This window comes from Pseudomonas sp. R19M, from assembly GCF_050312585.1.
GTDB lineage: Bacteria > Pseudomonadota > Gammaproteobacteria > Pseudomonadales > Pseudomonadaceae > Aquipseudomonas > Aquipseudomonas palleroniana.
Map to the genome: position 1 here is coordinate 86,732 of NZ_JBNPJV010000042.1, position 22,775 is coordinate 109,506.

Annotated in this window: 22 protein-coding genes; 13 read left to right on the top strand and 9 right to left on the bottom strand. The window is 59.9% G+C overall.

The features are described from left to right. Positions 1–179: 179 nt before the first annotated feature. Positions 180–662, top strand: coding sequence for a glycine zipper domain-containing protein (locus ACQRBT_RS07785; protein WP_060754655.1), 483 nt, complete (start codon positions 180–182; stop codon positions 660–662). A gap of 40 nt (positions 663–702) precedes the next feature. On the opposite strand, the gene ACQRBT_RS07790 is transcribed toward ACQRBT_RS07785, so the two are convergent. The 4 genes from ACQRBT_RS07790 to ACQRBT_RS07805 form a co-directional block, all read right to left on the bottom strand. After that, complete coding sequence (locus ACQRBT_RS07790) at positions 703–1,134, bottom strand: acyl-CoA thioesterase (protein WP_104995237.1); 432 nt, start codon at positions 1,132–1,134, stop codon at positions 703–705. Positions 1,135–1,156: 22 nt separating this feature from the next. Then, the gene (locus tag ACQRBT_RS07795) at positions 1,157–3,094 is read right to left on the bottom strand and encodes a RecQ family ATP-dependent DNA helicase (protein WP_412046545.1); all 1,938 of its coding nucleotides are present in this window, start codon (positions 3,092–3,094) and stop codon (positions 1,157–1,159) included. 225 nt (positions 3,095–3,319) lie between these two features. Next, on the bottom strand, positions 3,320–4,495 hold the full coding sequence (locus ACQRBT_RS07800; RefSeq protein WP_060754658.1) for a tetratricopeptide repeat protein: 1,176 nt from the start codon (positions 4,493–4,495) through the stop codon (positions 3,320–3,322). A gap of 300 nt (positions 4,496–4,795) precedes the next feature. Then, positions 4,796–5,035 carry a hypothetical protein gene (locus ACQRBT_RS07805; RefSeq protein ID WP_244701519.1) on the bottom strand — a complete coding sequence of 80 codons (240 nt, stop codon included), beginning with the start codon at positions 5,033–5,035 and terminating at the stop codon, positions 4,796–4,798. A gap of 37 nt (positions 5,036–5,072) precedes the next feature. Between ACQRBT_RS07805 and ACQRBT_RS07810 the strand changes: the two genes are divergently transcribed. Further along, positions 5,073–5,429 carry a DUF1493 family protein gene (locus tag ACQRBT_RS07810; protein WP_104995235.1) on the top strand — a complete coding sequence of 119 codons (357 nt, stop codon included), beginning with the start codon at positions 5,073–5,075 and terminating at the stop codon, positions 5,427–5,429. A 16-nt stretch (positions 5,430–5,445) separates the two neighbouring features. Further along, positions 5,446–6,303 (top strand): DMT family transporter, encoded by an 858-nt coding sequence (locus ACQRBT_RS07815; protein ID WP_244701516.1) that lies wholly within the window; start codon positions 5,446–5,448, stop codon positions 6,301–6,303. Positions 6,304–6,406: 103 nt separating this feature from the next. Here ACQRBT_RS07815 and ACQRBT_RS07820 read toward each other — a convergent pair whose 3' ends face one another. The 3 genes from ACQRBT_RS07820 to ACQRBT_RS07830 form a co-directional block, all read right to left on the bottom strand. Further along, complete coding sequence (locus ACQRBT_RS07820; protein ID WP_060754661.1) at positions 6,407–7,948, bottom strand: phosphoenolpyruvate carboxykinase; 1,542 nt, start codon at positions 7,946–7,948, stop codon at positions 6,407–6,409. A gap of 179 nt (positions 7,949–8,127) precedes the next feature. Beyond that, a complete protein-coding gene (gene hslO, locus ACQRBT_RS07825; RefSeq protein ID WP_060754662.1) occupies positions 8,128–9,030 on the bottom strand; it encodes an Hsp33 family molecular chaperone HslO in 903 nt (300 codons plus the stop codon). 107 nt (positions 9,031–9,137) lie between these two features. Continuing rightward, complete coding sequence (locus tag ACQRBT_RS07830) at positions 9,138–9,545, bottom strand: RNA-binding S4 domain-containing protein (protein ID WP_060754663.1); 408 nt, start codon at positions 9,543–9,545, stop codon at positions 9,138–9,140. 116 nt (positions 9,546–9,661) lie between these two features. Between ACQRBT_RS07830 and ACQRBT_RS07835 the strand changes: the two genes are divergently transcribed. From ACQRBT_RS07835 to rimK, 3 genes are read left to right on the top strand one after another with little or no spacing between them, the layout of a single operon-like run. Continuing rightward, positions 9,662–10,441: an EAL domain-containing protein gene (locus ACQRBT_RS07835; protein WP_161547667.1), complete on the top strand. Its 780-nt coding sequence runs from the start codon at positions 9,662–9,664 to the stop codon at positions 10,439–10,441. A 46-nt stretch (positions 10,442–10,487) separates the two neighbouring features. Further along, positions 10,488–10,937 carry an ATP-dependent zinc protease family protein gene (locus tag ACQRBT_RS07840; RefSeq protein ID WP_169868620.1) on the top strand — a complete coding sequence of 150 codons (450 nt, stop codon included), beginning with the start codon at positions 10,488–10,490 and terminating at the stop codon, positions 10,935–10,937. Then, positions 10,934–11,839 carry a 30S ribosomal protein S6--L-glutamate ligase gene (gene rimK / locus ACQRBT_RS07845; protein WP_010214091.1) on the top strand — a complete coding sequence of 302 codons (906 nt, stop codon included), beginning with the start codon at positions 10,934–10,936 and terminating at the stop codon, positions 11,837–11,839. The genes ACQRBT_RS07840 and rimK overlap by 4 nt, the downstream gene beginning before the upstream one ends. A gap of 96 nt (positions 11,840–11,935) precedes the next feature. Here the strand turns inward: rimK and ACQRBT_RS07850 are convergent, their stop codons facing one another. Further along, entirely contained in the window at positions 11,936–13,249 is a 1,314-nt protein-coding gene (locus tag ACQRBT_RS07850) for an ATP-binding protein (protein WP_060754665.1), read from the bottom strand. A 117-nt stretch (positions 13,250–13,366) separates the two neighbouring features. Further along, positions 13,367–14,107, bottom strand: coding sequence for a two-component system response regulator OmpR (gene ompR / locus ACQRBT_RS07855; protein WP_090367501.1), 741 nt, complete (start codon positions 14,105–14,107; stop codon positions 13,367–13,369). A gap of 356 nt (positions 14,108–14,463) precedes the next feature. Here ompR and ACQRBT_RS07860 point away from each other — a divergent pair, with 356 nt between their 5' ends. From ACQRBT_RS07860 to tauD, 7 genes are all read left to right on the top strand, one after another. Beyond that, on the top strand, positions 14,464–16,788 hold the full coding sequence (locus ACQRBT_RS07860) for a Tex family protein (RefSeq protein ID WP_060754667.1): 2,325 nt from the start codon (positions 14,464–14,466) through the stop codon (positions 16,786–16,788). Further along, positions 16,788–17,171 carry a PaaI family thioesterase gene (locus ACQRBT_RS07865; protein WP_060754668.1) on the top strand — a complete coding sequence of 128 codons (384 nt, stop codon included), beginning with the start codon at positions 16,788–16,790 and terminating at the stop codon, positions 17,169–17,171. Before ACQRBT_RS07860 ends, ACQRBT_RS07865 begins: the two co-directional genes overlap by 1 nt. 214 nt (positions 17,172–17,385) lie before the next feature. Continuing rightward, positions 17,386–18,969: a glutamate--cysteine ligase gene (gene gshA, locus ACQRBT_RS07870; protein WP_412046544.1), complete on the top strand. Its 1,584-nt coding sequence runs from the start codon at positions 17,386–17,388 to the stop codon at positions 18,967–18,969. A 257-nt stretch (positions 18,970–19,226) separates the two neighbouring features. Continuing rightward, complete coding sequence (gene tauA / locus ACQRBT_RS07875) at positions 19,227–20,204, top strand: taurine ABC transporter substrate-binding protein (RefSeq protein ID WP_060754670.1); 978 nt, start codon at positions 19,227–19,229, stop codon at positions 20,202–20,204. Between the two features lie 16 nt (positions 20,205–20,220). Continuing rightward, positions 20,221–21,000 carry a taurine ABC transporter ATP-binding subunit gene (gene tauB, locus ACQRBT_RS07880; protein WP_060754671.1) on the top strand — a complete coding sequence of 260 codons (780 nt, stop codon included), beginning with the start codon at positions 20,221–20,223 and terminating at the stop codon, positions 20,998–21,000. Continuing rightward, entirely contained in the window at positions 20,997–21,836 is an 840-nt protein-coding gene (tauC, locus tag ACQRBT_RS07885) for a taurine ABC transporter permease TauC (protein ID WP_104995229.1), read from the top strand. Before tauB ends, tauC begins: the two co-directional genes overlap by 4 nt. Before the next feature lie 3 nt (positions 21,837–21,839). Then, positions 21,840–22,688: a taurine dioxygenase gene (gene tauD, locus ACQRBT_RS07890; RefSeq protein WP_060754673.1), complete on the top strand. Its 849-nt coding sequence runs from the start codon at positions 21,840–21,842 to the stop codon at positions 22,686–22,688. Positions 22,689–22,775: the final 87 nt, after the last annotated feature.

Below are 22,775 nucleotides of genomic sequence, written 5' to 3' on the forward strand. Positions count from 1 at the left end.
GCTTTTGCATAAAAGCGGCCTTTCCCAAGTAGCTAAAGACTCACAAAAAACACTTAAGTTCCCCAGTAAAAACAGTAAGTTATAGAATTGTGTACAACTCGTGCTACTGGTCGGATTTCTATTGTCACAGTATCGATACAGCCCCAAGATCGCGCCGTCATCCTCTTGAGGTCTCCCTAATGAAGTTCTCCTCGATTCTCTTGTTGTCCCTTGGCCTGGTCAGTGGCGCAGCCATGGCCGGTGGCACCGCCGAAGCAGGCGTGGGCGGCGCATTGGGCGGGGTTCTAGGTTCGGTTGTTGGCCAGCAGCTAGGTGGCAACACCGGTTCGACCATCGGTGCAGCATTGGGCGGCGCGGGTGGCAGTGCGGTCGGCGCCGACAAACGCAGCCGTGGCGAAGCCGCCATTGGCGGCGCACTGGGCGCAGCAGGCGGCAACGTGGTTGGCCGCAGTGTCGGCGGCAGCACCGGTAGCCTGATCGGCGCAGCAGCCGGTGGCGGCGCAGGTGGCGCACTGGGCAACTACATGGGCAACAAGAGCGATGACGAAGACCGCCATTACCGTGGGCGTGACAACCGTCGCTACGACCGTGATGACCATCGCGGGCGCGGTCATGCTTATGGGCATCGCAAGAACAAGCATCATCACCGTTATGATGATTGATAAGGCCTGAAGCCTTCGTCCTGGGTGTAGGCGTGCGCGCCTACACCACCAAACGCTGCAACGCCTCGCGCAACATCGCCGGAATAGTGACCGGCTGGTTCGACCCTCGATCCACGAACACATGTACAAAACGCCCCGCCGCGCAGGCGTCCTCCTCGCCCGCCTTGAACACCGCCAATTCATACTGCACTGAGCTATTGCCCAACTTGCCCACCCGCAAGCCGACGTCAATGCGTTCGGGAAAGGCAACCGACGCGAAATAGTCGCACGCAGAACTCACCACAAATCCCACCACTTCACCGTCATGAATATCCAACCCTCCCTGTTCGATCAGGTAGGTATTCACCGTGGTGTCGAAGAAGCTGTAATAGGTGACGTTGTTCACATGGCCGTACACATCGTTGTCGTGCCAACGCGTGATAATCGGTTGCAAGTGTGGGTAGTCGGCACGGGTTGGCACTGAATCAGGCATGGGCTCGTCTCGTGAAGTGAATTTACAGGTGCTTCAGATGGGCTTCGGCCCATTCGCGCACTTCGGCGTAAGGGTAATCCTCCAGCGCAGCAAACCCCGGGATACCCCGCGCCTTCAATGAATTGAACAAGGGCACGCTGATACCACCGAGAAACCGCGTCAACCGCTCGGAGCCAGGCAATTGGCCCGTGAGTGCATGATGCCTGTGGATAAAATCCCCGCACAGCTCCATGAAATTTTTATCCACAAGGGGCGGCAAGCCTGGCGGTGGCGGAAGGTGCGCGACGCGGCCGTGGCATACCGAACAGTGCCCGCAACGTTGAGGGGCGTTTTCGTCGCCAAAATATTCGGCCAGGCGCTGCCCCAGGCAGTGTTCGGTGGCGAACAGATCCAGCATGGCGTGAATCCGCGCCACCTCCGTAACCTCGTGCTGCTTGAAGCCTGTGTATAACTCGGCGCTCAACACCTGTGGGTCAAAGTCGGTATCGAGCAGGCTGTAGACCTCGGTCATCTGCTTGCTTTCGAGTTCGATCAAGCCTTGCTCCTGAAAGTAATCCAGGGCTTTCACCACTCGATTGCGTTCGGCGTTGTGCTGCTGATACAGCGTGTCAAAATCCACCGTCGCCCAGGTTCGCGCACGCTTGCACACCTCGATGATCGCCGCGACGAACTGTTGTCGCTCCCCCGAAAACCGTGCCAGCAACGCATCAGGTTCGACCAGGTATTTGAAACGGTATTCAGCATAGAACGCGTAGCGCGGCGCAATCACGCCCTTGAGTTCCAACTGCACCAGCAACGTCTTGAGCGGCAACTCGCGGATATTGCTGTGCTCCGACAATGACCTCAGCAAAAACTCCCATTGCCCCTCTGGCCGCGCCGCCTGCAATGCCTCCAGCACACGCAGAATGCCCTCTTGCTCGGGTGTATCACCGTAGACGAAATTTTCCAGCACGTTGAGGCTGTCGCGGTTAGCCAGTACCAGGCAGTCGGAGGCTTGAGCGTCGCGCCCGGCACGGCCGATTTCCTGACTGTAGTTCTCAATGGACTTGGGCAAGTCGAAGTGCACCACATTGCGGATATCACTTTTGTCGATGCCCATGCCAAACGCGATGGTGGCGACGATGCAATTGGAGCGTCCACCCATGAAGCGTTGCTGGATGCCCTCACGTTTATCGTGGGGCAAACCGGCATGGTAGGCCTCAGCCTGGATGCCATTGCGATTCAGGTGCTCGGCAATCTGCTCGGCGGTCTTCTGCAGGGTGACATAGACGATGCTCGGCTGGTTGGCGCGCTCGCTCATCCACTCGACCAAACGCCGACGCTTGTCGGGGCCGCTTACCGGCTCCACCAGCAAATTGAGGTTGGGCCGGTAGAAACCAGTGGTCACCACATCCTGCGGTGCAATGCTGAACTTGGCCTGCATGTCGGCAATCACCTTAGGCGTGGCCGTGGCCGTCAGCAGCAGCGCCTGTGGGATATTGAACTGCCGTTGGTAGTCTGGAAGCTTCAAATAGTCCGGGCGGAAGTTATGGCCCCACTCCGAAATACAGTGCGCCTCGTCCACCACCAGCAGAGAGATCTGCACGCTTTGCAGGAAATTACGAAAACGCTCGTTCTTCAAGCGCTCCACGGAAATCATCAGGATTTTCAGCTCGCCCGAGCGAGCACGGGCCATTACCTCATTGGCCTCATCGCGGCTCTGGGCCGAGTCGATACTGCCGGCTGAAATCCCGTGACGCTGCAGAAAGCCCAATTGATCCTGCATCAACGCCAACAACGGCGACACCACCAACGTCAGATGCGGAAGCAGCACGGCCGATAGCTGGTAACACAAGGACTTGCCCGACCCTGTAGGGAAGATCGCGGCTGCCGAACGGCCGGCCAGCACGGCCCTGACCGTTTGTTCCTGGCCCGGGCGGAACTGTGGATAACCGAAGACCTGTTGGAGGGTGTCGTGCATAGGCTGTCACTCCATTGACTGCTGAGATGGCTGAAAAACATAGCCTGTGAATCTCAGCGAATCGAGAAAGGTCGCAAGTAAAAAGAGACAGGATGATACATGGGGTCAGGGATGGCCCAGGGCCGAAGGGGGAATAATCCGAGGTGCCGGCAGGAAAGATACAGATCCAAATGTGGGAGGGAGCAAACCCCACCCCACATTCTTAGTTCTACAGCAGGGGCTGAATCAGCGGTTCTGTACCCGCTCGATCGCCGTGTCATACACCGGGTTGGCCTTCTGCTCCTTGGCTAACTGGTAGTGACGCAAGGCGTCCGGGAACTGCCCTGCAGCTTCGTAGATGCGCGCAATGTTGTAGTAGGCCCCTGCACGCACGGTTGCAGCGTTCGCACCGGTAGCCAGGGCGATAGCCTTGCGGTTGGCCCAGATCGACTCGGCGGTGTTACCGGCCTTCTGATACGCCAGGCCCAGGTTGCCATAGGCTTTACCGAAGCCGTTATCCAACTCGATGGCTTGACGGAACAGCTCGATGGCCTGGTCCAGATTACCTGCCTGGTAGGCTGCTTCACCCTGCACGTTCAGACGCTTCGCATCGGTTTGTGCGGAAGAGCTGACGGCCACCGCGGTCACTGCAACGCTGTCATCCAGCAACGCTTTGACTTCGTTGAGGACGTTCGGAGCATCGACTTGCACACCACTGAAATTGTTGATGTCCTGGAAATCACCGCTGCCGGTCATGCGGAATACCGTCCACAAGTTACCGCTACGGTTTTTCGGCACGTAGTAGGTGCGTACCAGGGATTGGCCCATGTACACGAACACCTTGGCCTCACTGTTGGACAGCTGGCGAGAGCCTGGATTGCCGCTATTGGTGAAGTCATGTACGGCGTAGACATAACTTTCGCCGTAGTGCTTTTTCTGCAGGGTGATGGTTTCCGGGCCGTAGCTGTCGGTGTCATCCACATCCAGTTCGGCGTCGGTGCCTTTCTGGTTGCCGAAGAAGATATTGTTACCAGGGAAGATCATGTGAGAGTCGAGGTCTTCCGGGGTTTTGCCCCAGGTCAGCACGACCCGCAGGCCGTCGAGGTTTTCCATGACCGGGCTGATGGCGTAGGTCATCCCTGCGCAAGGACACTTCACCACCAGATTCGAGTAGCCGGCTTTTTTGATGATCAGCAGGTTGGACGCATCGTCGGCCGCTTCGCTGGTCAGTGTCACCTGGCCCTGGGCGTTGGTACGGCCCACGACGTTTTGCGCACCATTACGCTGCAACAGCACTTCGGCATCGGCAATCTTCTGGTCCTTGACCACCGCACTCAGCACCTCAATCGGCAATTGCTCGGCTTGAATTGAAAACGCCACTGCACACAATGACATCGCCGAGGCGACACGAAGCAAACCCATGCTTAACTCCCTTTAAGTGGTGGGCGGAATCGCCCTACGAGATTTTGCGGTGAAACATACGCTGAATTCAGACTGCTTGCGTTTTTTTTATACAGAATGTGACGTGGTTTTTATCCCGCCTGCTCGCTGATGTATCGCAGTGCTATGGCGGCTGTGTAGGGGACGTCTTCGGACGTGTCGGAGTGCTGTTTCCGGCTGGCCAACCCGCTCACAGTCCGCCGCCCATCAACGCATTCGCGCAGCCACGGATCTGCTGGAAGCTGCGCAACACGTTCAACTGCAACCCGCACAACCGCAAATCTAAGCGACACCCTGTGTAGGAGCGAGCTCGATCGCGAAAATCGTCAACGATGACGCGGTAAACCAGAAGGCGCGCGGCCTCATTTGGTTTTTCGCGAGCAAGCTCGCTCCAAAGACCAGTGTTGCCTGTTGAAGCACTGCCAAGCCTTCATGCGATGTGCAATGCCCTGGATATTTCGTCTTCCCGAGGTTGCCATTGTCTTCAGCGATTTCCTCTGTTTCTATTCTTGCCAGGCTCATAACGCCTGTCCTCACCCAATTCTGCGTGCCCCTACCAATGAACCTCGCCCCCAACTTCCCCGAAGACGTCGTTATGCAGCATCTCCTGCAACTGCTGCACGAAGAAATCGGCCTGCCGGAACACAAGACCCTTCGCCTGGAAACCTCGATCAACCTCGACCTGGGTTGCGACGGTGGAGAAGCCAAACTACTGATGGAAGCACTGGAACAGGAATTCGCGCTCGACCTGGGCGACTTCGACACTTATCGTTACTTCAACCCCCCGGTGTTTGATGTGTTTCTCAAACGTCGAGCCAAGGGACGAGGTGACAAAGTGCCGCTGACGATCGGTATGCTGTACCTGGCTATCAAGACCCAAAGCTGGGACACGCAGACGCTGGAAAACCTGAGCTGAAACACAAGGACCTTACATGGACGTAATAATGGGCCTGCTGGCAGCTCTGCTCTGGGGCGGCACGGATTTTCTCGTGGGTCTCAACGCCCGAGCCGTGGGCGTTAAACGCGCCGTCTATTTCGGCCAAGCCCTGGGTTTCCTGATCATGACTCTGTTCTTGGTCATTCTCCCCAGCCTCTTGTTCAAATCCCTGGATGCCCCGCTGAGCGTCTGGCTCCTGGGCATCGCCGCCGCCCTGCTCACTGTCTCCGGGGCCCTTGCGCTGTCCAAGGCCTTCGCCCTCGGCAAAGCGGCCATCGTCGCGCCGCTGGTGACGTCCTACGGCGTGGTGACCACCTTGCTGTCTTGGGCCAGCGGTGAGCACATCAGCCTGACGCAACTGGGCTGCATCGCCTTGTGCGTGGTCGGAGTGATGCTCTCCAGCATCCACAAGGACAACGACCTCCCCCACAACAACCCACGCCTTTCCATCGCCTACGCCATGCTCGCCGCGTTGCTGTATGGCACCAGTTTCTGGCTGCAAGGCCGCTACACACTGCCGGTGCTGGGGCCAATCATTATGCTGTGGCTCGGCTACCTGGTGGGTCTGTGCGTGCTGGTGGTTATGGTGCTTAACATCAAGGACGGTTTGAAAATCCCGCCGCTAAAAAACTGCGCGGCATTGACCGGGGCGAGTTTGATGAACCTGGGCGGTTTCTCGGCGTTTTCGTGGGGAGCGATGGCGGGGTCGGTGTCAGTAGTGACGGTGATCAGTACTTTGTCGGGCGGGATTGCAGCGATTCTGGGGTTTGTGTTCTTCAAGGAACGGCTGTCGGCGGTGCAGGTGTCAGGGGTTGCGTTAGTGCTGGTCGGGGCGATTATCTTGCACCTATAGATCGAGGCAGCAAGAGATTGAAGGTCTCTGATCGAAGAAGCCCCAAAACTTCAAAAATAAAAAAGCCGCCCACTAGGGGCGGCTTTTTTACAACGTTCGAACCTTACAACTTGGGACCCGCGGCCTTGATCGCATCGCTCACTTCAAACTTCTTGAAGTTCTCGATGAACAGGCCGGCCAGTGCCTTCGCCGCTTCGTCGTATGCAGCTTTGTCGGCCCAGGTGTTACGTGGGTTCAACAGGCCGGTTTCAACGCCCGGTACGGCCAGTGGCACGTCGAGATTGATGGTGTCGAGGTGCTCGGTTTGCGCACCAATCAACGCGCCGCTCTGGATCGCTGCGATGACGCCGCGAGTGGTCGGGATGTTGAAGCGCTTGCCGACGCCATAGCCACCACCGGTCCAGCCGGTGTTGACCAGGTAGACCTTGGAGCCGAAGCCACGGATGCGCTTGATCAGCAGTTCTGCGTATTCACCGGCCGGGCGTGGGAAGAACGGCGCGCCGAAGCAGGTGGAGAAGGTCGACTTGATGCCGCTGCCGGAACCCATTTCGGTCGAGCCCACCAGAGCGGTGTAGCCGGACAGGAAGTGGTAGGCCGCTTGCTCTTCGCTGAGGATAGACACTGGCGGCAACACGCCGGTCAGGTCGCAGGTCAGGAAGATCACAGCGTTTGGCTCGCCGCCCAGGTTCTTCTCGGAACGCTTGGCCACGTGCTCCAGCGGGTAGGCGGCGCGGCTGTTCTGGGTCAGGCTGACATCGGCATAGTCGGCGTGCTTGGCGTCGTCGATCACGACGTTTTCGAGCACGGCACCGTGCTTGATGGCTTTCCAGATTACCGGCTCGTTCTTCTCGGACAAGTCGATGCACTTGGCGTAGCAACCGCCTTCGATGTTGAACACCACGCCTTCGCCCCAACCGTGTTCGTCGTCACCGATCAGGTAACGGCTTTCGTCGGCGGACAGGGTGGTTTTACCGGTGCCCGACAGACCGAAGAACAGGGTCACGTCACCGGCTTCGCCGATGTTGGCGGCGCAGTGCATCGGCAGTACGTCGGCGGCCGGCAGCAGGAAGTTCTGCACCGAGAACATGGCTTTCTTCATTTCACCGGCGTAACGCATGCCGGCGATCAGCACTTTTTTCTGTGCGAAGTTAAGGATCACGCAACCGTCGGAGTTGGTGCCGTCACGCTCTGGCACGCACTCGAAGTTGGCTACGTTAAGCACCTGCCACTCTTCACGACCGGCCGGGTTGTACTGGGCCGGGTTGATGAACAGGCAACGACCGAACAGGTTCTGCCAGGCAGTCTGGGTGGTCATTTTCACGGGCAGGTAGTGATCGTGCGCAGCACCGACGTGAACGTGGGAAACGAAATGCTCTTGCGCATTGTTGAAGGCTTCGACACGCGCCCACAGGGCGTCGAACTTGTCGGCCGGGAACTTGCGGTTGATCGGGCCCCAGGCGATGGCGTCCTGGGTGGAAGGCTCTTCAACGATGAAACGATCGACTGGCGAACGGCCGGTACGGTGACCGGTTTCTACGACCAGCGCGCCAGTATCGGCAAGCACGCCTTCACCGCGCTGCAGGGCTTCTTTGACCAGATCATCAACACTCAGATCGGTGTATACAGCGTTATTGGCTTGCGTCATGAGGTTCCCCGTCGGCCTGTAGCCGAGTGCTCCAAACGTTTTGTAGTAGAAAGTTGCGCACTACTACCGCGAAAAAAGTGGGCCGGATTATGCCAGAAAAGCCCAAAAAGAGTAGGGCCCTCCCGTCAGAACTGCGCTAATCCGGCGTTTGTCAGGTGATTTACCTGTGCTTAAACGTTTTAGTGGCGGGTGTCGGAAGGGGTGTCGATGCCTGCGCCGGCGAATAACTGGACTACATCAGCGGCATCGAACAGGTAGCGCTGGTTGCAGAACTGGCAGTCGATTTCAATATGGCCGCCGTGCTCCACCACCAGATTCTGTGCATCCTCAAGGCCCAGGCTGACCAGTGCATTGGCCGAGCGCTCGCGCGAGCAGCTGCAATGGAAGCGCAGGCTTTGGGCATCGAACAGCCGCACAGCTTCTTCGTGATAGAGGCGGTGCAGGATGGTTTCATTGTCCAGCGCCAGCAACTCCTCGGTGGTCAAGGTGCCGGCCAGTGCGGTGAGGTTGCGCCAGCTTTCGGCACGCTCGTCGTCGTCCTTGATGCGATCGGCCGGCAGTTGTTGCAGCAACAGGCCACGGGCACGCTTGCCGTCGGCTTTAAGCCAGAAACGCGTACCGACTTGCTGGGACATCACGAAGTAGTTGGTGAAGCAGTCCGACAGGGTTTCGCCATCGAGGTCGACAATCCCCTGATAGCGCTGGCCCTCGGTCGGGTCAACGGTGAGCGCCAGTACACCATTGGGCATCAGGTCGGCCAGGCACGCGTCCGCGGCAATCCGGTCAGCGTCGTAGCGGGCCAGGCCACGGATGTCGCGCTCGCTGGAGCACTCGATCATCAGCAGCGGAATCGGCCCTTCGGAACGCGCTTGCAGGATCAGCAAACCGTCGAATTTCATGGTACCCACCAGCAGCGCCGCCGCCGCCATCAGCTCGCCGAGCAGTTGCGCGACCGGCTCCGGATAGGGGTGCTTGGCGAGGACTTCGGCATAGCTGCGCTCCAACGAGACCAGTTCGCCGCGGGCGTCGGTCTCGTCGAAGATAAAGCGTTGGGTGAAGTCGGTATCCGGTAGATCAGTCATAGGTCTGGGTATCTGAGTTGAATAATATTGACGCGAAGATGACGCAGTTTATGAACAATCCGGGTTTGTTCCAAGCCAAGTGAAGCCCCAAGCGATTACCGGCGACTTTATTCGTCACCGCCACTGCCACGGAACTTGAACAGATCGCGGCGTTGCTTCTTGCTCGGTTTCCCATCGGTACTGACCCCCAGAGCCCCCGCCTTGCGCATGGCTGCTGCATGCTCACGCTTGGCGATACTCGCATCAGTCTCGGCATACAGCGTCTGAGCCTCGGGAGCGCCACGTCGTACAATCGACAGAGCCTGAACCACAATGGTCTTTTCATCAAAGCCGGTACGAATCTGGAACTCATCCCCTACGCGCGGTTCCTTGCCCGGTTTGCAGCGCTCGCCCCGGTGATGCACCTTGCCACTCTCGATGGCTGCCTTGGCCAAGGCACGGGTCTTGTAAAAACGTGCGGCCCATAGCCACTTGTCCAAACGGACTTTTTCGTCCTCTTCCTGCTTCTGAGCCACTTGAATTCCTCTCGCTGAAAAATGTCGCAACTTAACCGTTGAACCCCTTCGACGCATAAACCCCAAGGCTCACCTAAGATACGCCAGGTAGCACCCTGTTTTCGCGAGGATACGCCGTGACCGACTTCCCCGTTTCACTCACCTCGCCTGGCCAACGCTGCGTGGGCTGCCAGCAAAGCGAGCCGCTGGGTTTCGACTTCGCTTTCGCCTACCAGCCTATCGTAGACCTTCGCGATCATTCCATTTTCGCCAACGAGGCCCTGGTACGGGGGGTCAATGGCGAAGGGGCGCTATCGATACTGGCGCAAGTCAACGAGAGCAACCGTTACCGCTTCGACCAGCGTTGCCGCACCCAGGCGATCGCCGGCGCAGCGGCATTGGGGATGCAAACCCACCTGTCCATCAACTTCATGCCCAATGCCGTCTATCGGCCAGAGCTGTGTATCCGCAGCACTCTAGAGGCGGCTCGGGCACATAACTTCCCGCTCGACCAGCTGATTTTCGAGACACTTGAAAACGAGCATGTAGATAACTATCGCCATTTGACGAATATTCTGCGTGAATATCGCGAATTCGGTTTCAAGACCGCCATCGACGATTTCGGCGCGGGCTATTCGGGGCTGAATCTGCTGGCCGATTTCCAACCTGACTTGATCAAACTCGACATGGCGCTGATCCGCGATGTCGATCAGGACCGTGTCCGTCAGGTGATCGTCCAGGGGATTGTCACAATTTGTGAGCAGTTGGGCGTTACCGTCATCGCCGAAGGCATTGAAAGTGCCGGTGAGCGCGACTTCCTGTCCGACTGCGGAATATTTCTGATGCAAGGCTTCTGGTTCGCCAAGCCTGCATTCAAAGCCCTGGCCGAGGTTTCCCCTCACGCCTGGGCGAATTGACCGGTTACCTATATTGAAGACATTTGACCATTTGACCGTTGTGGGTCTGCGCGAGTGGGTGGCCCTCCCTGATTTGGGGGTAGCGGGCCTGCGCGCGAAGATCGACACCGGCGCCAGCACCTCAAGCCTGCATGCCACCGATATAGAGCCCTTTGAGCGTGACGGTGAAAAGTGGGTTCGCTTTACCGCGCACCTGGGCAGCGTTGTGCAACTGCGTCACCGCCGTTGTGAAGCGCCCCTGGTGACGATGAAAACCATCAAGAGCTCCAACGGGCATGCGCAGGTGCGATACGTGATCAGCACTACGTTGGCGCTGGGTGACCGGGTATGGCGGGTGGAGTTCACCCTGGCCTGCCGCAAGGCCATGCGTTATCGCCTGTTGCTCGGTTCCAAGGCGTTGATTGACGGCCAGTTGGTGGTCAATCCCGGCGTCAAGTACGTTCAAGACAAGCCGGTGTTCCCGGTCTCAACTATTTCTGCCCCAGGTGCTGCATGAAGATCGCTGTGCTGTCGCGAAACCCGCGTCTGTATTCCACCCGCCGCCTGGTTGAGGCCGGTACCGAACGTGGCCACGAAATGGTGGTGATCGACACGTTGCGGGCCTACATGAACATTGCCAGCCACAAGCCCCAGATCCATTACCGGGGCAAACCGCTGGAGGGTTTTGATGCGGTGATCCCGCGCATCGGTGCGTCGGTCACTTTCTACGGCTGCGCGGTGTTGCGTCAGTTCGAAATGATGGGGGTATTCCCCCTCAATGAATCGGTAGCCATCGCACGCTCGCGGGACAAGCTGCGCTCGCTGCAACTGCTCTCGCGTCGGGGGATCGGCCTGCCGGTTACCGGCTTTGCCCACTCACCGGATGACATCCCCGACCTTATCGACATGGTCAACGGCGCGCCGCTGGTGATCAAGGTGCTGGAAGGCACCCAGGGGATTGGCGTGGTGCTGTGTGAAACGGCAACGGCCGCAGAATCAGTGATCGAGGCATTCATGGGTCTCAAACAGAACATCATGGTGCAGGAATACATCAAGGAAGCCGGTGGCGCGGATATCCGCTGCTTCGTAGTGGGCGACAAAGTGATTGCGGCGATGAAGCGCCAGGCCAAACCAGGGGAGTTCCGCTCCAACCTGCATCGTGGCGGCAGCGCCAGCCTGATCAAGATCACCCCGGAAGAACGCATGACCGCGCTGCGCGCCGCCAAAGTGATGGGGTTGAGCGTGGCGGGTGTGGATATCCTGCGCTCCAACCATGGCCCCCTGGTGATGGAGGTGAACTCGTCACCGGGCCTGGAAGGCATCGAGACCACCACGGGCAAGGATGTGGCGGGGATCATCATTCAGCATCTGGAGAAGAATGGCGGGCCGAATATGACCCGAACCAAAGGGAAGGGCTAATGAAGCAGCTGCAAGCGACAAGCTAAAAGCTGCAAGAGAAAGGCAGGCAGCTTTTTCTTGTGGCTTGTAGCTTATAGCTTGCAGCTGCTCCTATACCTATACCGCATCTCTAGGCAGCATCAAGCCAAGCGGCAGGCGCACACGAGCCTCCAGGCCACCTTCCTCACGATTGCGCAGCTCAACATTGCCTCCGTGCATCGAGGCAATCCGCCGCACAATCGCCAACCCCAGGCCTGTGCCTTTGCCCCCACGGGCACGATCGCCACGGGTGAAGGGGTTGAAGATACCTTCCAGTTCCGCCGGGTCGATCCCCGTACCTCGGTCCATCACACTCAACACGACATAGGGTGCGGCGCTGTCGCCGGACACGTAGGCCGCCACTTCCACATCTGAACCGGCATGATGCAAGGCGTTACCGATGAGGTTGTTCAGCAGACGCTTCATCGACACCCGACGCAGCGCAAACGGTTGGATCGGCTCCAGACGCATGCGCACCTGCTCACCGTTCTGGTTATAGGGGGCCACGACTTCACGCACCAGGTCCGTGAGGTCGACCTCTTCAACCACTTCATCGCGTCCATCACGGATAAACGCCAGGAACTGATCGAGAATCGCGTCCATGTCCTCGATGTCGCGGACCATGTCATCCGTCAGATCGTTGTGACTGCCCATCAATTCCAGGGACAACCGCAAGCGCGTCAATGGCGTGCGCAAGTCATGGGATACGCCCGCCAGCATCAGCTCGCGCTCGCGACCCGCCTGCTCGACATCCTCCGCCATCTGGTTGAACGCGCTGTACACCTCAGTCATCTCACTGGGCGTATCACTGACCGGCAGGCGCACGCTACGCCCCTGCCCCAGTTGGCGGGCTGCGAACACCAGACGTTTCAGGGGCTGGTTGAGCTGGCGCACGAAAATCCAGGCGGATGCGGTAGAAAGCAAACCAATGGCCAGGAACCATCCCAACACGTTCCAGATCTTCTGCCCCCGCAGCGGATGCGGGTACAGCGGTACTTTCAGCCAATCCTGGCCCAGGCTGGGCGCCCTCACCCATAGCGCAGGCGACACATGCATGCGCAGCCGCACCTCGGTGTCGTCCCCCAGCTCGGCCTGCATCTGTCGCTGGTAGATCTCGCTGTAGGGCCAATGCTGTTCGCCCTCCGGCACACCCGCACCCGCCACGCGAACCAGCGTCGCGGCCTTGGCGATCTTCTCGCGGTTCTCCGGGTCGGCAGCCCAATAGGCGCGCAGGGTCAGGGCGACGCCGTGACTGTATTGCCGATCAACCAGCACGTCTTCGTTCATCAGCAGATAAACCAGCGTGAGGGCCTTGGAAAACAGAACGACGATCAGCACCAGCCAGAGCGTGCGGGAAAAGAAACTTTGCGGGAACCACAGCGGGGTTTTCATAGAGGACAGCTAGATACCTTGCAGGAACGAGGGGCGCTCGCAGAATTGCAGACGCCGGGCATCCCGTTGACTCTCATGGAGCCAAACACCGAAATACCCGCCCCTGCAAATCATGGATCAACTGGTTTTATTGCCATCCGGCACGAATACATAACCCACGCCCCACACCGTCTGGATATACCGCGGCTTGGACGGATCAGGCTCGATCATCCGGCGCAGACGGGAAATCTGCACGTCGATGGAACGCTCCAGGGCATCCCACTCCCGGCCACGGGCCAGGTTCATCAGCTTGTCGCGGGTCAATGGCTGGCGCGCGTTCATCACCAACGCCTTAAGGACCGCGAATTCGCCGGTAGTCAGCATGTGCACTTCATCGCCACGCTTGAGTTCACGGGTGGCCAGCGACAATTCGTAGTCGCCAAAAGTGACGCTTTCGTCTTCGCTGCCTGGCGCGCCCGGTACCGGCGGAGCCTGGCGACGCAATACCGCCTTGACCCGGGCCATCAATTCGTCCGGGTTGAATGGCTTGGCCAGGTAATCATCAGCGCCAAGCTCAAGGCCCTTGATGCGGCTCAGCTCATCGCCCTTGGCGGTCAGCATGATGATTGGAATCTGGTTGTTCGCACCGCGCAGGCGCTTGCACGCGGTCAGGCCGTCTTCGCCGGGCAGCATCAGGTCGAGTACGACCAGGTTGAACACTTCGCGCCCCAACAGGCGATCCATCTGCTCGGTGTTCGGCACCGCGCGGGCACGGTAGCCCTTGGAGTTGAAGAAGCGCTCCAGCAGGCTGCTCAGCCCTGGATCGTCGTCAACGATGAGAATTTTTTCGCCTTCAGCAGTTTGTACAGTGCTGCTCATTGGATGCTCCTCTTATCTCGGCGCGCATTATGGCTTAGGTGCCGTTATACGCACCGTGTGCATTGTTAGCAGATTTTTCCTCTGCCGCCAGCGAACCCGCGTGCGGCGACCAGCGGCGCAGTACCCCCCAAGGTCGGAACGCTGGTTATAATGCGGCGCCTTCGTGCAGGGCAACGTCAGATCGTTACCGTTTACTGCCGGGCTTTTTTTCATCCGCTTGTCGTGATTTTTTCAATTTCGAGGGTCAATAGGCTGCCTCTTGACCCAGGCAGCGGCGCCAGACGGGCCGCTCAACCAGCCTTGCAAGCCTTGTTTTCCGGGCCTGCGAGCTGCTTTCAAGAATTTCAGGTGGTTTTATGGACAGCATCAACAGCCGCATCGCCGAGGAACTCGGTGTACGCCCACAACAGGTCGAAGCGGCCGTCGCTCTACTGGATGAAGGCTCCACGGTGCCCTTCATCGCCCGTTACCGAAAAGAAGTGACCGGCAGCCTCGACGACACCCAACTACGCCACCTGGAAGAGCGCTTGCGCTACCTGCGAGAACTCGACGAACGGCGCATCAGCATCCTCGCCAGCATCGAAGAGCAGGGCAAGTTGACCCCACAGCTGGAACGCGACATCAAGCTCGCCGACACCAAGACCCGCCTCGAAGACCTCTACCTGCCATACAAGCAAAAGCGCCGCACCAAGGGCCAGATCGCTCTGGAAGCCGGCCTGGGTGAGTTGGCCGACAGCCTGTTCAACGACCCATCGCTGACCCCGGACACCGAAGCGGCCCGCTTCGTCAATGCCGACAAAGGCGTCGCTGACGTCAAGGCCGCCCTCGAAGGCGCCAAATACATCCTGATGGAGCGCTTCGCCGAAGACGCCAGCCTGCTGGAAAAACTGCGCACCTTCCTCAAGCAGGAAGCCACGCTCAGCGCCCGCGTCATCGCCGGCAAAGAGGAAGAAGGCGCCAAGTTCCGCGACTACTTCGAACACGACGAACCGCTCAAAAGCATGCCGTCCCACCGTGCGCTCGCCATTTTCCGTGGCCGCAACGAAGGCATTCTCAGCTCCTCACTGAAAGTCGGTGACGAACTGCCGGGCACCATGCACCCGTGCGAAGGCATGATCGGCCAGCAATTCGGCATCCAGAATCAGAATCGTCCTGCGGACAAATGGCTCGGTGAAGTCGTGCGCTGGACCTGGAAGGTCAAGCTCTACACCCACCTGGAAACCGATCTGCTGGGCGAGCTGCGCGACGGCGCTGAAACCGAGGCGATCAACGTGTTCGCCCACAACCTGCACGACCTGTTGCTGGCCGCCCCGGCGGGCCCGCGCGCGACCCTGGGCCTGGACCCGGGCCTGCGCACCGGTTGCAAGGTCGCCGTGGTCGATGCCACCGGCAAGCTGCTCGACCACGCCACCGTGTACCCCCACGTACCGCACAACAAGTGGGACCAGACCCTGGCGATCCTGGCCGCCCTGTGCGCCAAGCACTCCGTGGACCTGATCGCCATCGGCAACGGCACCGCCAGCCGCGAAACCGACAAGTTGGCCGCCGAACTGATCAAAAAATACCCAGCCATGAAGATGACCAAGGTCATGGTCTCCGAGGCCGGTGCTTCGGTGTACTCGGCGTCGGAATTGGCATCCAAGGAATTCCCGGACCTCGACGTGTCAATCCGTGGCGCGGTGTCCATCGCCCGTCGCTTGCAGGACCCGCTGGCCGAACTGGTGAAGATCGACCCTAAATCCATTGGCGTCGGCCAGTACCAGCACGACGTGTCGCAGCTGAAACTGGCACGTGGCCTGGACGCGGTGGTAGAAGACTGTGTGAACGCCGTGGGCGTGGACGTAAACACCGCATCCGTAGCGTTGCTGGCGCGTATTTCCGGCCTCAACGCCACCCTGGCCCAGAACATCGTCACCCACCGCGATGAAAACGGTGCCTTCAAAACCCGCGCCGCGTTGAAAAAAGTCGCACGCCTGGGTGAAAAAACTTTCGAACAGGCCGCCGGCTTCCTGCGCGTGATGAACGGTGATAACCCGCTGGACGCGTCCGCAGTCCACCCGGAAGCCTACCCGCTGGTACAGCGCATCGCCGCCGAGACCGACCGCGACATCCGCTCGCTGATCGGCGACGCCGCTTTCCTCAAGCGCCTGGACCCGAAGAAGTACACCGATGAAACCTTCGGCGTGCCTACCATCACCGACATCCTGCAAGAACTGGAAAAACCTGGCCGCGATCCACGCCCCGAGTTCAAGACCGCTGAATTCCAGGAGGGTGTCGAAGACCTCAAGGACCTGCAGCCGGGCATGATCCTCGAAGGCGTAGTCACCAACGTGACCAATTTCGGTGCCTTTGTGGATATCGGCGTGCATCAGGACGGTTTGGTGCATATTTCCGCGCTTTCGGAGAAGTTCATCAAAGACCCACGCGAAGCGGTTAAAGCCGGTGACGTGGTCAAGGTCAAGGTTATGGAGGTCGACATCCCACGCAAGCGCGTCGGCCTGTCGATGCGCATGAGCGACACCCCAGGCGAGAAAATCGACGGCGCCCGTGGTGCCCGCCCGGGCTCGGCACCGCGCCAGTCGCAAAACAACGCGCCACGCAAGGAAACCGCGACTGCCGCACCGAGCAACAACGCCATGGCCTCACTGTTCGCCAATGCCAAACAGTTGAAGAAACGCTGATGGAAATCCCGGCCGGCTTGACCCAAAGCGCGTTCAGCGAGCTGATCGGCTGCCGCCTGCAACGCCTGGACGAGGGCGTTGCCGAGGTGGCCCTGACCCTGGAGCCGCAACTGCGCAACCGCGCGGGCAAGCTCCATGGCGGGGCGATTTTCAGCCTGGTGGACATTACGATGGGGCTGGCCTGCTCCAGCTCCCATGGGTTTGACCAGCAGAGCGCGACCATCGAGTGCAAGATCAACTACATCCGTGCCGTGTCTGACGGTGACGTGCTGTGTACCGCCCGGGTGCTCCACGCGGGTCGACGCACATTGGTGGTCGAAGCCGATGTGTATCAGGACGAACGATTAGTCGCAAAAGCACAAGGCACGTTCGCTGCCCTATAGCTCCCCACCCTCGATTTGAGTTAATTTCGGCGCTGCGATAACAGCGTCGGAATTTTCTTGCTGCGCTATAGCCCAATTCATGGAGTGAAGTCGGCTTTTACTGATCGGGTCATATCGACTCTAAACCAGGCGATCACGCCAGTTTTAACTTCACCCTTGTAGACCGTCCTGCCCACCCCCATATTGGGGCGACTGACGCGTGAAGGAATCCAACTTGAGCGAACTTCTCAACCGCCGCCTGGCCTTGCTCGGCAAGCGCGAACACCTCTCCCTGCTAGAGCAGTGCTTGCACGGCATCGAGCGCGAATGCCTACGTGTCACAGCTGAAGGTCGCCTGGCGCAAACACCGCATCCTGAAGCCTTGGGCGCCGCGTTGACCCACGAACAGATCACCACCGACTACTCGGAGTCGCTGCTGGAGTTCATTACTCCCGCCCTGCCCGACCCGGCTGACACCCTGAGCAGCCTCGACAAGATCCATAGGTTTGTCTACACCAAGCTCGGCAGCGAATACCTGTGGAGCCCCTCGATGCCGTGCCCGTTGCCGGCCGAGGAAGACATTCCGATTGCCTACTACGGCACCTCCAATATCGGACAGCTCAAGTACGTTTACCGCAAGGGCCTGGCCCTGCGTTACGGCAAGACCATGCAGTGCATTGCCGGCATCCACTACAATTTTTCCCTGCCGGAAGCGTTGTGGCCGTTGCTCAAGGAGACCGAAGGTTTCGTCGGCACCGACCGTGACTACCAGTCCGATGCCTACATCGCGCTGATCCGCAACTTCCGCCGCTACAGCTGGCTGCTGATGTACCTGTTCGGTGCCTCGCCGGCCCTGGACGCCGGTTTCCTGCGCGGTCGCTCGCACCAGTTGGAAGTGCTGGACGCCGACACCCTGTACCTGCCTTACGCCACCAGCCTGCGCATGAGCGACCTGGGTTACCAGAGCAACGCCCAGGCCGGCCTCACGCCGTGCTACAACGACCTGGCCAGCTACACCGATAGCCTGCGCACGGCGGTGGCGACGCCCTACCCGCCGTATGTCGAAGTCGGCACGCATAAGGACGGTGAGTGGGTTCAGCTCAACACCAACATCCTGCAGATCGAAAACGAGTACTACTCCAACATTCGCCCCAAGCGGGTGACCTACACCGGTGAGCGGCCGATCCAGGCGCTGATGGCCCGTGGTATCCAGTACATCGAAGTGCGCTGCCTGGACATCAACCCGTTCCTGCCGATGGGTATTGACCTGCCGGAGTCGCGTTTCCTCGACGCCTTCCTGCTGTACTGCGCCCTGAACGACAGCCCGCTGTTCGCTAACAACGCCTGCGGCAACGCCACGTCCAACTTCCTCAGTGTGGTCAAGGAAGGTCGCCGCCCTGGCCTGCAGTTGCAACGTGACGGGGCGGCGGTGGACATGAAGCAATGGGCCACCGAATTGCTGGAGAAGATCGCACCCTTGGCCGCGCTGCTGGATGAGAGCCACGGCATCACCGAGCACAGCCAGGCGCTGGACGCCCAGTTGGCGAAGGTCAAGGATTCGTCCCTGACGCCGTCGGCCCAAGTGTTGGCGGCAATGGCCGAGCGTAAAGAGAGTTTTGCGCAGTTCTCCCTGCACCAGAGCCAACTGCACGCTGAGCACTTCCGCAAAGAACCGCTGCCGGCGCAAGAACAGGCGCGCTTTGAGGAGCTGGCACGCACGTCGCTGGCACAGCAAGCGGAGCTGGAACAGAACGAAGTGGGCGACTTCGATGTGTTTGTTGGCTCGTACCAGGCCAGCATCCTGGCCATCAGCAACTAAAGAGACTTCAGTAGTGAGCGGGCTTGCCCCGCGCTGGGTGGCGAAGCCGCCCTAACCAAGGACGCCGCGGTGATTCAGAAAGACCGCAGCGCCTGGATTTGGGGCGGCTGCGCCCCCCAGCGCGGGGCAAGCCCGCTCACTACAGGTCAGCGTTCTTCTCATAAGCTAATTCTAATAAGTTATTTATTTTAGAGTTCTTAGATCATTTAGTCTCCTCACACGCCGACCCTCGGCCGCCTGATTGAGGAGCATCCCCTTTGAAACGTTTAATCCCACTGCGCCTTCTGGCGGCGTTGTCCCTGGCCGGTGCCAGCCTGTTTGCCCAGGCGGCGGATGTGACGATCGCTTACCAGACCACCGTAGACCCGGCCAAAGTCGCCCAGGCCGACGGTGCTTATGAGAAAGCCACCCAGGCCAAGATCAACTGGCGCAAATTCGACAACGGCGCCGACATCATCGCCGCCATTGCCTCCGGTGACGTGCAGATCGGCTACCTCGGTTCGAGCCCGCTGACCGCAGCCATTACCCGCAAAGTGCCGGTGCAAACCTTCCTCGTCGCCACCCAGATCGGCGGCGCCGAAGCCCTGGTGGCGCGCGATGGTTCAGGGATCAACAGCCCGCAGGACCTGATCGGTAAAAAGGTCGCCGTGCCGTTTGTCTCCACCGGGCACTACAGCCTGCTGGCGGCGCTGAAACACTGGAATATCGACCCGTCCAAAGTGACCATCCTCAACCTCGCGCCACCGGCAATCATCGCCGCCTGGAAGCGCGGCGACATTGACGCGACCTATGTGTGGGACCCGGCCCTGGGCGTAGCCAAGGAAAACGGCAAGGTGCTGATCACCTCCGGCGAACTGGCCAAGCTCGGCGCACCGACCTTCGATGCGTGGATCGTGCGCAAAGACTTCGCCGAAAAGCACCCGGAAATCGTCAGTGCGTTCGCCAAAGTCACCCTGGATGCCTACGCCGCCTACCGCAAAGACCCACAAGCCTGGCTGGCCGATAAAGGCAACGTCGACAAGCTGGTGAAGCTCTCCGGCGCCAAGGCCACTGATATCCCCCTGCTGCTGCAAGGCAATGTCTACCCGCTGGCCGCTGACCAGGTGACCCTGCTGGGCGCACCGACCACCCAGGCCGTGACCGACACGGCGGTGTTCCTCAAGGAGCAAGGCAAGGTCGACGCCGTACTGCCGGACTACGCACCTTACGTCAGCGCCAAATTCATCACCCACTGATCGGGAGTCCATAGCGATGGCCTTGCTACAACTGGAGCGCATCAGCGCACAGTACCCAGGCGCCACATCACCGGTACTGGCTGACATTTCACTGGACCTGGGGCCCCAGCAGTTGCTGGTCGCTCTCGGCCCGTCCGGCAGTGGCAAGACCTCGCTGTTGAACCTGATAGCCGGTTTCGTCGAACCCAGCGCCGGGCGCATCACCCTGGACGGCGTGCCGGTCAAAGGCCCCAGCGCCGAACGTGGCGTGGTGTTCCAGGATGACGCGCTGCTGCCCTGGCAGGACGTGCTGGCCAATGTCGGCTTCGGTCTCGAACTGGCCGGTGTGCCCAAGGCACAACGTGAAGTGCGCGCCCGGGAAATGCTGGCCCTGGTGGACCTGGCGGGTTTCGACAAGCGCCGTATCTGGCAACTTTCCGGCGGCCAGAAACAACGCGTGGGCCTGGCCCGTGCCCTGGCGGCCGATCCTCGTGTGTTGCTGATGGACGAACCCTTCGGCGCCCTCGATGCCTTCACCCGCGAACAGATGCAGGAACTGCTGCTGCAGGTCTGGCGGCGCACGGCCAAGCCGGTGTTCCTGATTACCCACGACATCGAAGAAGCGGTGTTCCTCGCCACTGATTTGATCCTGCTGGCCCCCAACCCTGGCCAGATCGTCGAACGCCTGCACCTGGACTTTGGCCAGCGTTACGCCGCCGGCGAATCGGCGCGAGCCATCAAGTCCGACCCACGCTTTATCGAAACCCGTGAGCACGTGCTGGGCAAAGTATTCTCGCAACGGCAGGTGCGCGCATGAGCAGTTACGAACTTTCCTCCACCACCACCGCCAAGCGTCCGGCGCATGCGGTTATCGCGGTGCGTCGCAGCCTGAGCACGCGCTGGATCAGTGTGCTGACCCTGGTCGCGTTGCTGACGCTCTGGTGGGCCGTCACCGCCACTGGCCTGATCGAACCGCTGTTCCTGCCGCCACCGTCTGCGGTGCTGCAAAAAGGCTGGCTGCTGGCGACCACGGGCTACATGGATTCCACCTTGTGGCAGCACTTGGCCTCGAGCTTGAGTCGTATCGGCCTGGGCCTGGGCTTTGCGGTGCTGACCGCCGTGCCGGTGGGCATCGCCATCGGTGCCAACCGTATCGCTCGCGGCATTCTCGACCCGCTGATCGAGTTCTACCGGCCTATCCCGCCATTGGCCTACCTGCCGTTGATCGTGATCTGGTGCGGCATCGGCGAGTTGTCCAAGGTACTGCTGATTTACCTGGCGATCTTTGCGCCGATCGCCATCGCCACGGCGACCGGCGTACGCACCGTCGACCCGGCCAAACTACGCGCCGCGCAATCGCTGGGCGCTACCCGTGCCCAGTTGATTCGCCACGTGATCCTGCCGAGCGCACTGCCCGACATCCTTACCGGTGTGCGCATCGGCCTGGGCGTGGGCTGGTCGACCCTGGTCGCCGCCGAACTGATCGCCGCCACCAGCGGCCTGGGTTTCATGGTGCAGTCGGCGGCGCAGTTCCTGGTCACCGATGTGGTGGTGCTGGGGATTCTGGTGATTGCCCTGATCGCCTTCGCCATGGAAATGGGCCTGCGTGCCCTGCAGCGTAAATTAGTGCCTTGGCATGGCCAGGCACACTGAGTGATGAGAACTGAATTGAGCAGCCTGACCGTTACCCCACTAAGCACTGCCCTGGGCGCACAGATCAGCGGCGTCGATATTACCCAGCCGCTGAGCACCGAACACCGCGATGCCATCGAGCAGGCGTTACTCAGCCACTCGGTGCTGTTCTTCCGTGGCCAGCCGATCACCCCACAGCAACAAGCACGGTTCGCGGCGAACTTTGGCGACCTGCACATTCACCCGATCTACCCCAACGTGCCGGAGCAGCCCGAAGTGCTGATCCTCGATACCGCCGTCACCGATGTGCGCGACAACGCCGTCTGGCATACCGACGTGACATTCCTGCCCACCCCGGCACTCGGTGCGGTACTCAGCGCCAAGCAGCTGCCGGCGTTTGGCGGCGATACGTTGTGGGCCAGTGGCATTGCCGCCTATGAGGCGCTCTCCGAACCGCTGAAGCGTTTACTCAACGGCCTGACCGCCACCCACGACTTCACCAAGTCTTTCCCGCTGGAGCGCTTTGGCAACAGCGCCGAAGACTTGGCGCGCTGGGAAGAAACCCGCAAGAAAAACCCGCCACTCTCGCACCCGGTCGTGCGTACGCACCCGGTGAGCGGGCGCAAATCACTGTTTGTCAGTGAGGGATTCACCACCCGGATCAATGAACTGGAACCAGCGGAAAGCGAGGCGATTCTCAAACTGCTGTTTGCCCACGCCACACGCCCGGAATTCACCATTCGCTGGCGCTGGCAGGAGAATGACGTGGCGTTCTGGGACAACCGTGTGACGCAGCATTACGCGGTGGACGATTACCGGCCGCAGCGGCGGGTGATGCACCGGGCGACAATCCTGGGCGACGTTCCTTTCTAAAGCCTGAAAAAGAACATATGTGGGAGGGGGCTTGCTCCCGATAGCGGTGAATCAGTCAACTTATGCATTGGCTGACTCACCGCCATC

Bases quoted from the DNA above. Each gene is read 5' to 3' on its own strand.
- ACQRBT_RS07865 (WP_060754668.1), top strand. From the start codon at position 16,788: ATGGAAATCCCGGCCGGCTTGACCCAAAGCGCGTTCAGCGAGCTGATC.
- ACQRBT_RS07820 (WP_060754661.1), bottom strand. From the start codon at position 7,948: ATGACGCAAGCCAATAACGCTGTATACACCGATCTGAGTGTTGATGAT.
- ACQRBT_RS07850 (WP_060754665.1), bottom strand. From the start codon at position 13,249: ATGAAAACCCCGCTGTGGTTCCCGCAAAGTTTCTTTTCCCGCACGCTC.
- ACQRBT_RS07795 (WP_412046545.1), bottom strand. From the start codon at position 3,094: ATGCACGACACCCTCCAACAGGTCTTCGGTTATCCACAGTTCCGCCCG.
- hslO (WP_060754662.1), bottom strand. From the start codon at position 9,030: ATGACTGATCTACCGGATACCGACTTCACCCAACGCTTTATCTTCGAC.
- ACQRBT_RS07860 (WP_060754667.1), top strand. From the start codon at position 14,464: ATGGACAGCATCAACAGCCGCATCGCCGAGGAACTCGGTGTACGCCCA.
- ACQRBT_RS07800 (WP_060754658.1), bottom strand. From the start codon at position 4,495: ATGGGTTTGCTTCGTGTCGCCTCGGCGATGTCATTGTGTGCAGTGGCG.
- tauC (WP_104995229.1), top strand. From the start codon at position 20,997: ATGAGCAGTTACGAACTTTCCTCCACCACCACCGCCAAGCGTCCGGCG.
- ACQRBT_RS07805 (WP_244701519.1), bottom strand. From the start codon at position 5,035: ATGAGCCTGGCAAGAATAGAAACAGAGGAAATCGCTGAAGACAATGGC.
- ACQRBT_RS07810 (WP_104995235.1), top strand. From the start codon at position 5,073: ATGAACCTCGCCCCCAACTTCCCCGAAGACGTCGTTATGCAGCATCTC.
- ACQRBT_RS07815 (WP_244701516.1), top strand. From the start codon at position 5,446: ATGGACGTAATAATGGGCCTGCTGGCAGCTCTGCTCTGGGGCGGCACG.
- ACQRBT_RS07790 (WP_104995237.1), bottom strand. From the start codon at position 1,134: ATGCCTGATTCAGTGCCAACCCGTGCCGACTACCCACACTTGCAACCG.
- tauD (WP_060754673.1), top strand. From the start codon at position 21,840: ATGAGAACTGAATTGAGCAGCCTGACCGTTACCCCACTAAGCACTGCC.
- rimK (WP_010214091.1), top strand. From the start codon at position 10,934: ATGAAGATCGCTGTGCTGTCGCGAAACCCGCGTCTGTATTCCACCCGC.
- ompR (WP_090367501.1), bottom strand. From the start codon at position 14,107: ATGAGCAGCACTGTACAAACTGCTGAAGGCGAAAAAATTCTCATCGTT.
- ACQRBT_RS07785 (WP_060754655.1), top strand. From the start codon at position 180: ATGAAGTTCTCCTCGATTCTCTTGTTGTCCCTTGGCCTGGTCAGTGGC.
- tauB (WP_060754671.1), top strand. From the start codon at position 20,221: ATGGCCTTGCTACAACTGGAGCGCATCAGCGCACAGTACCCAGGCGCC.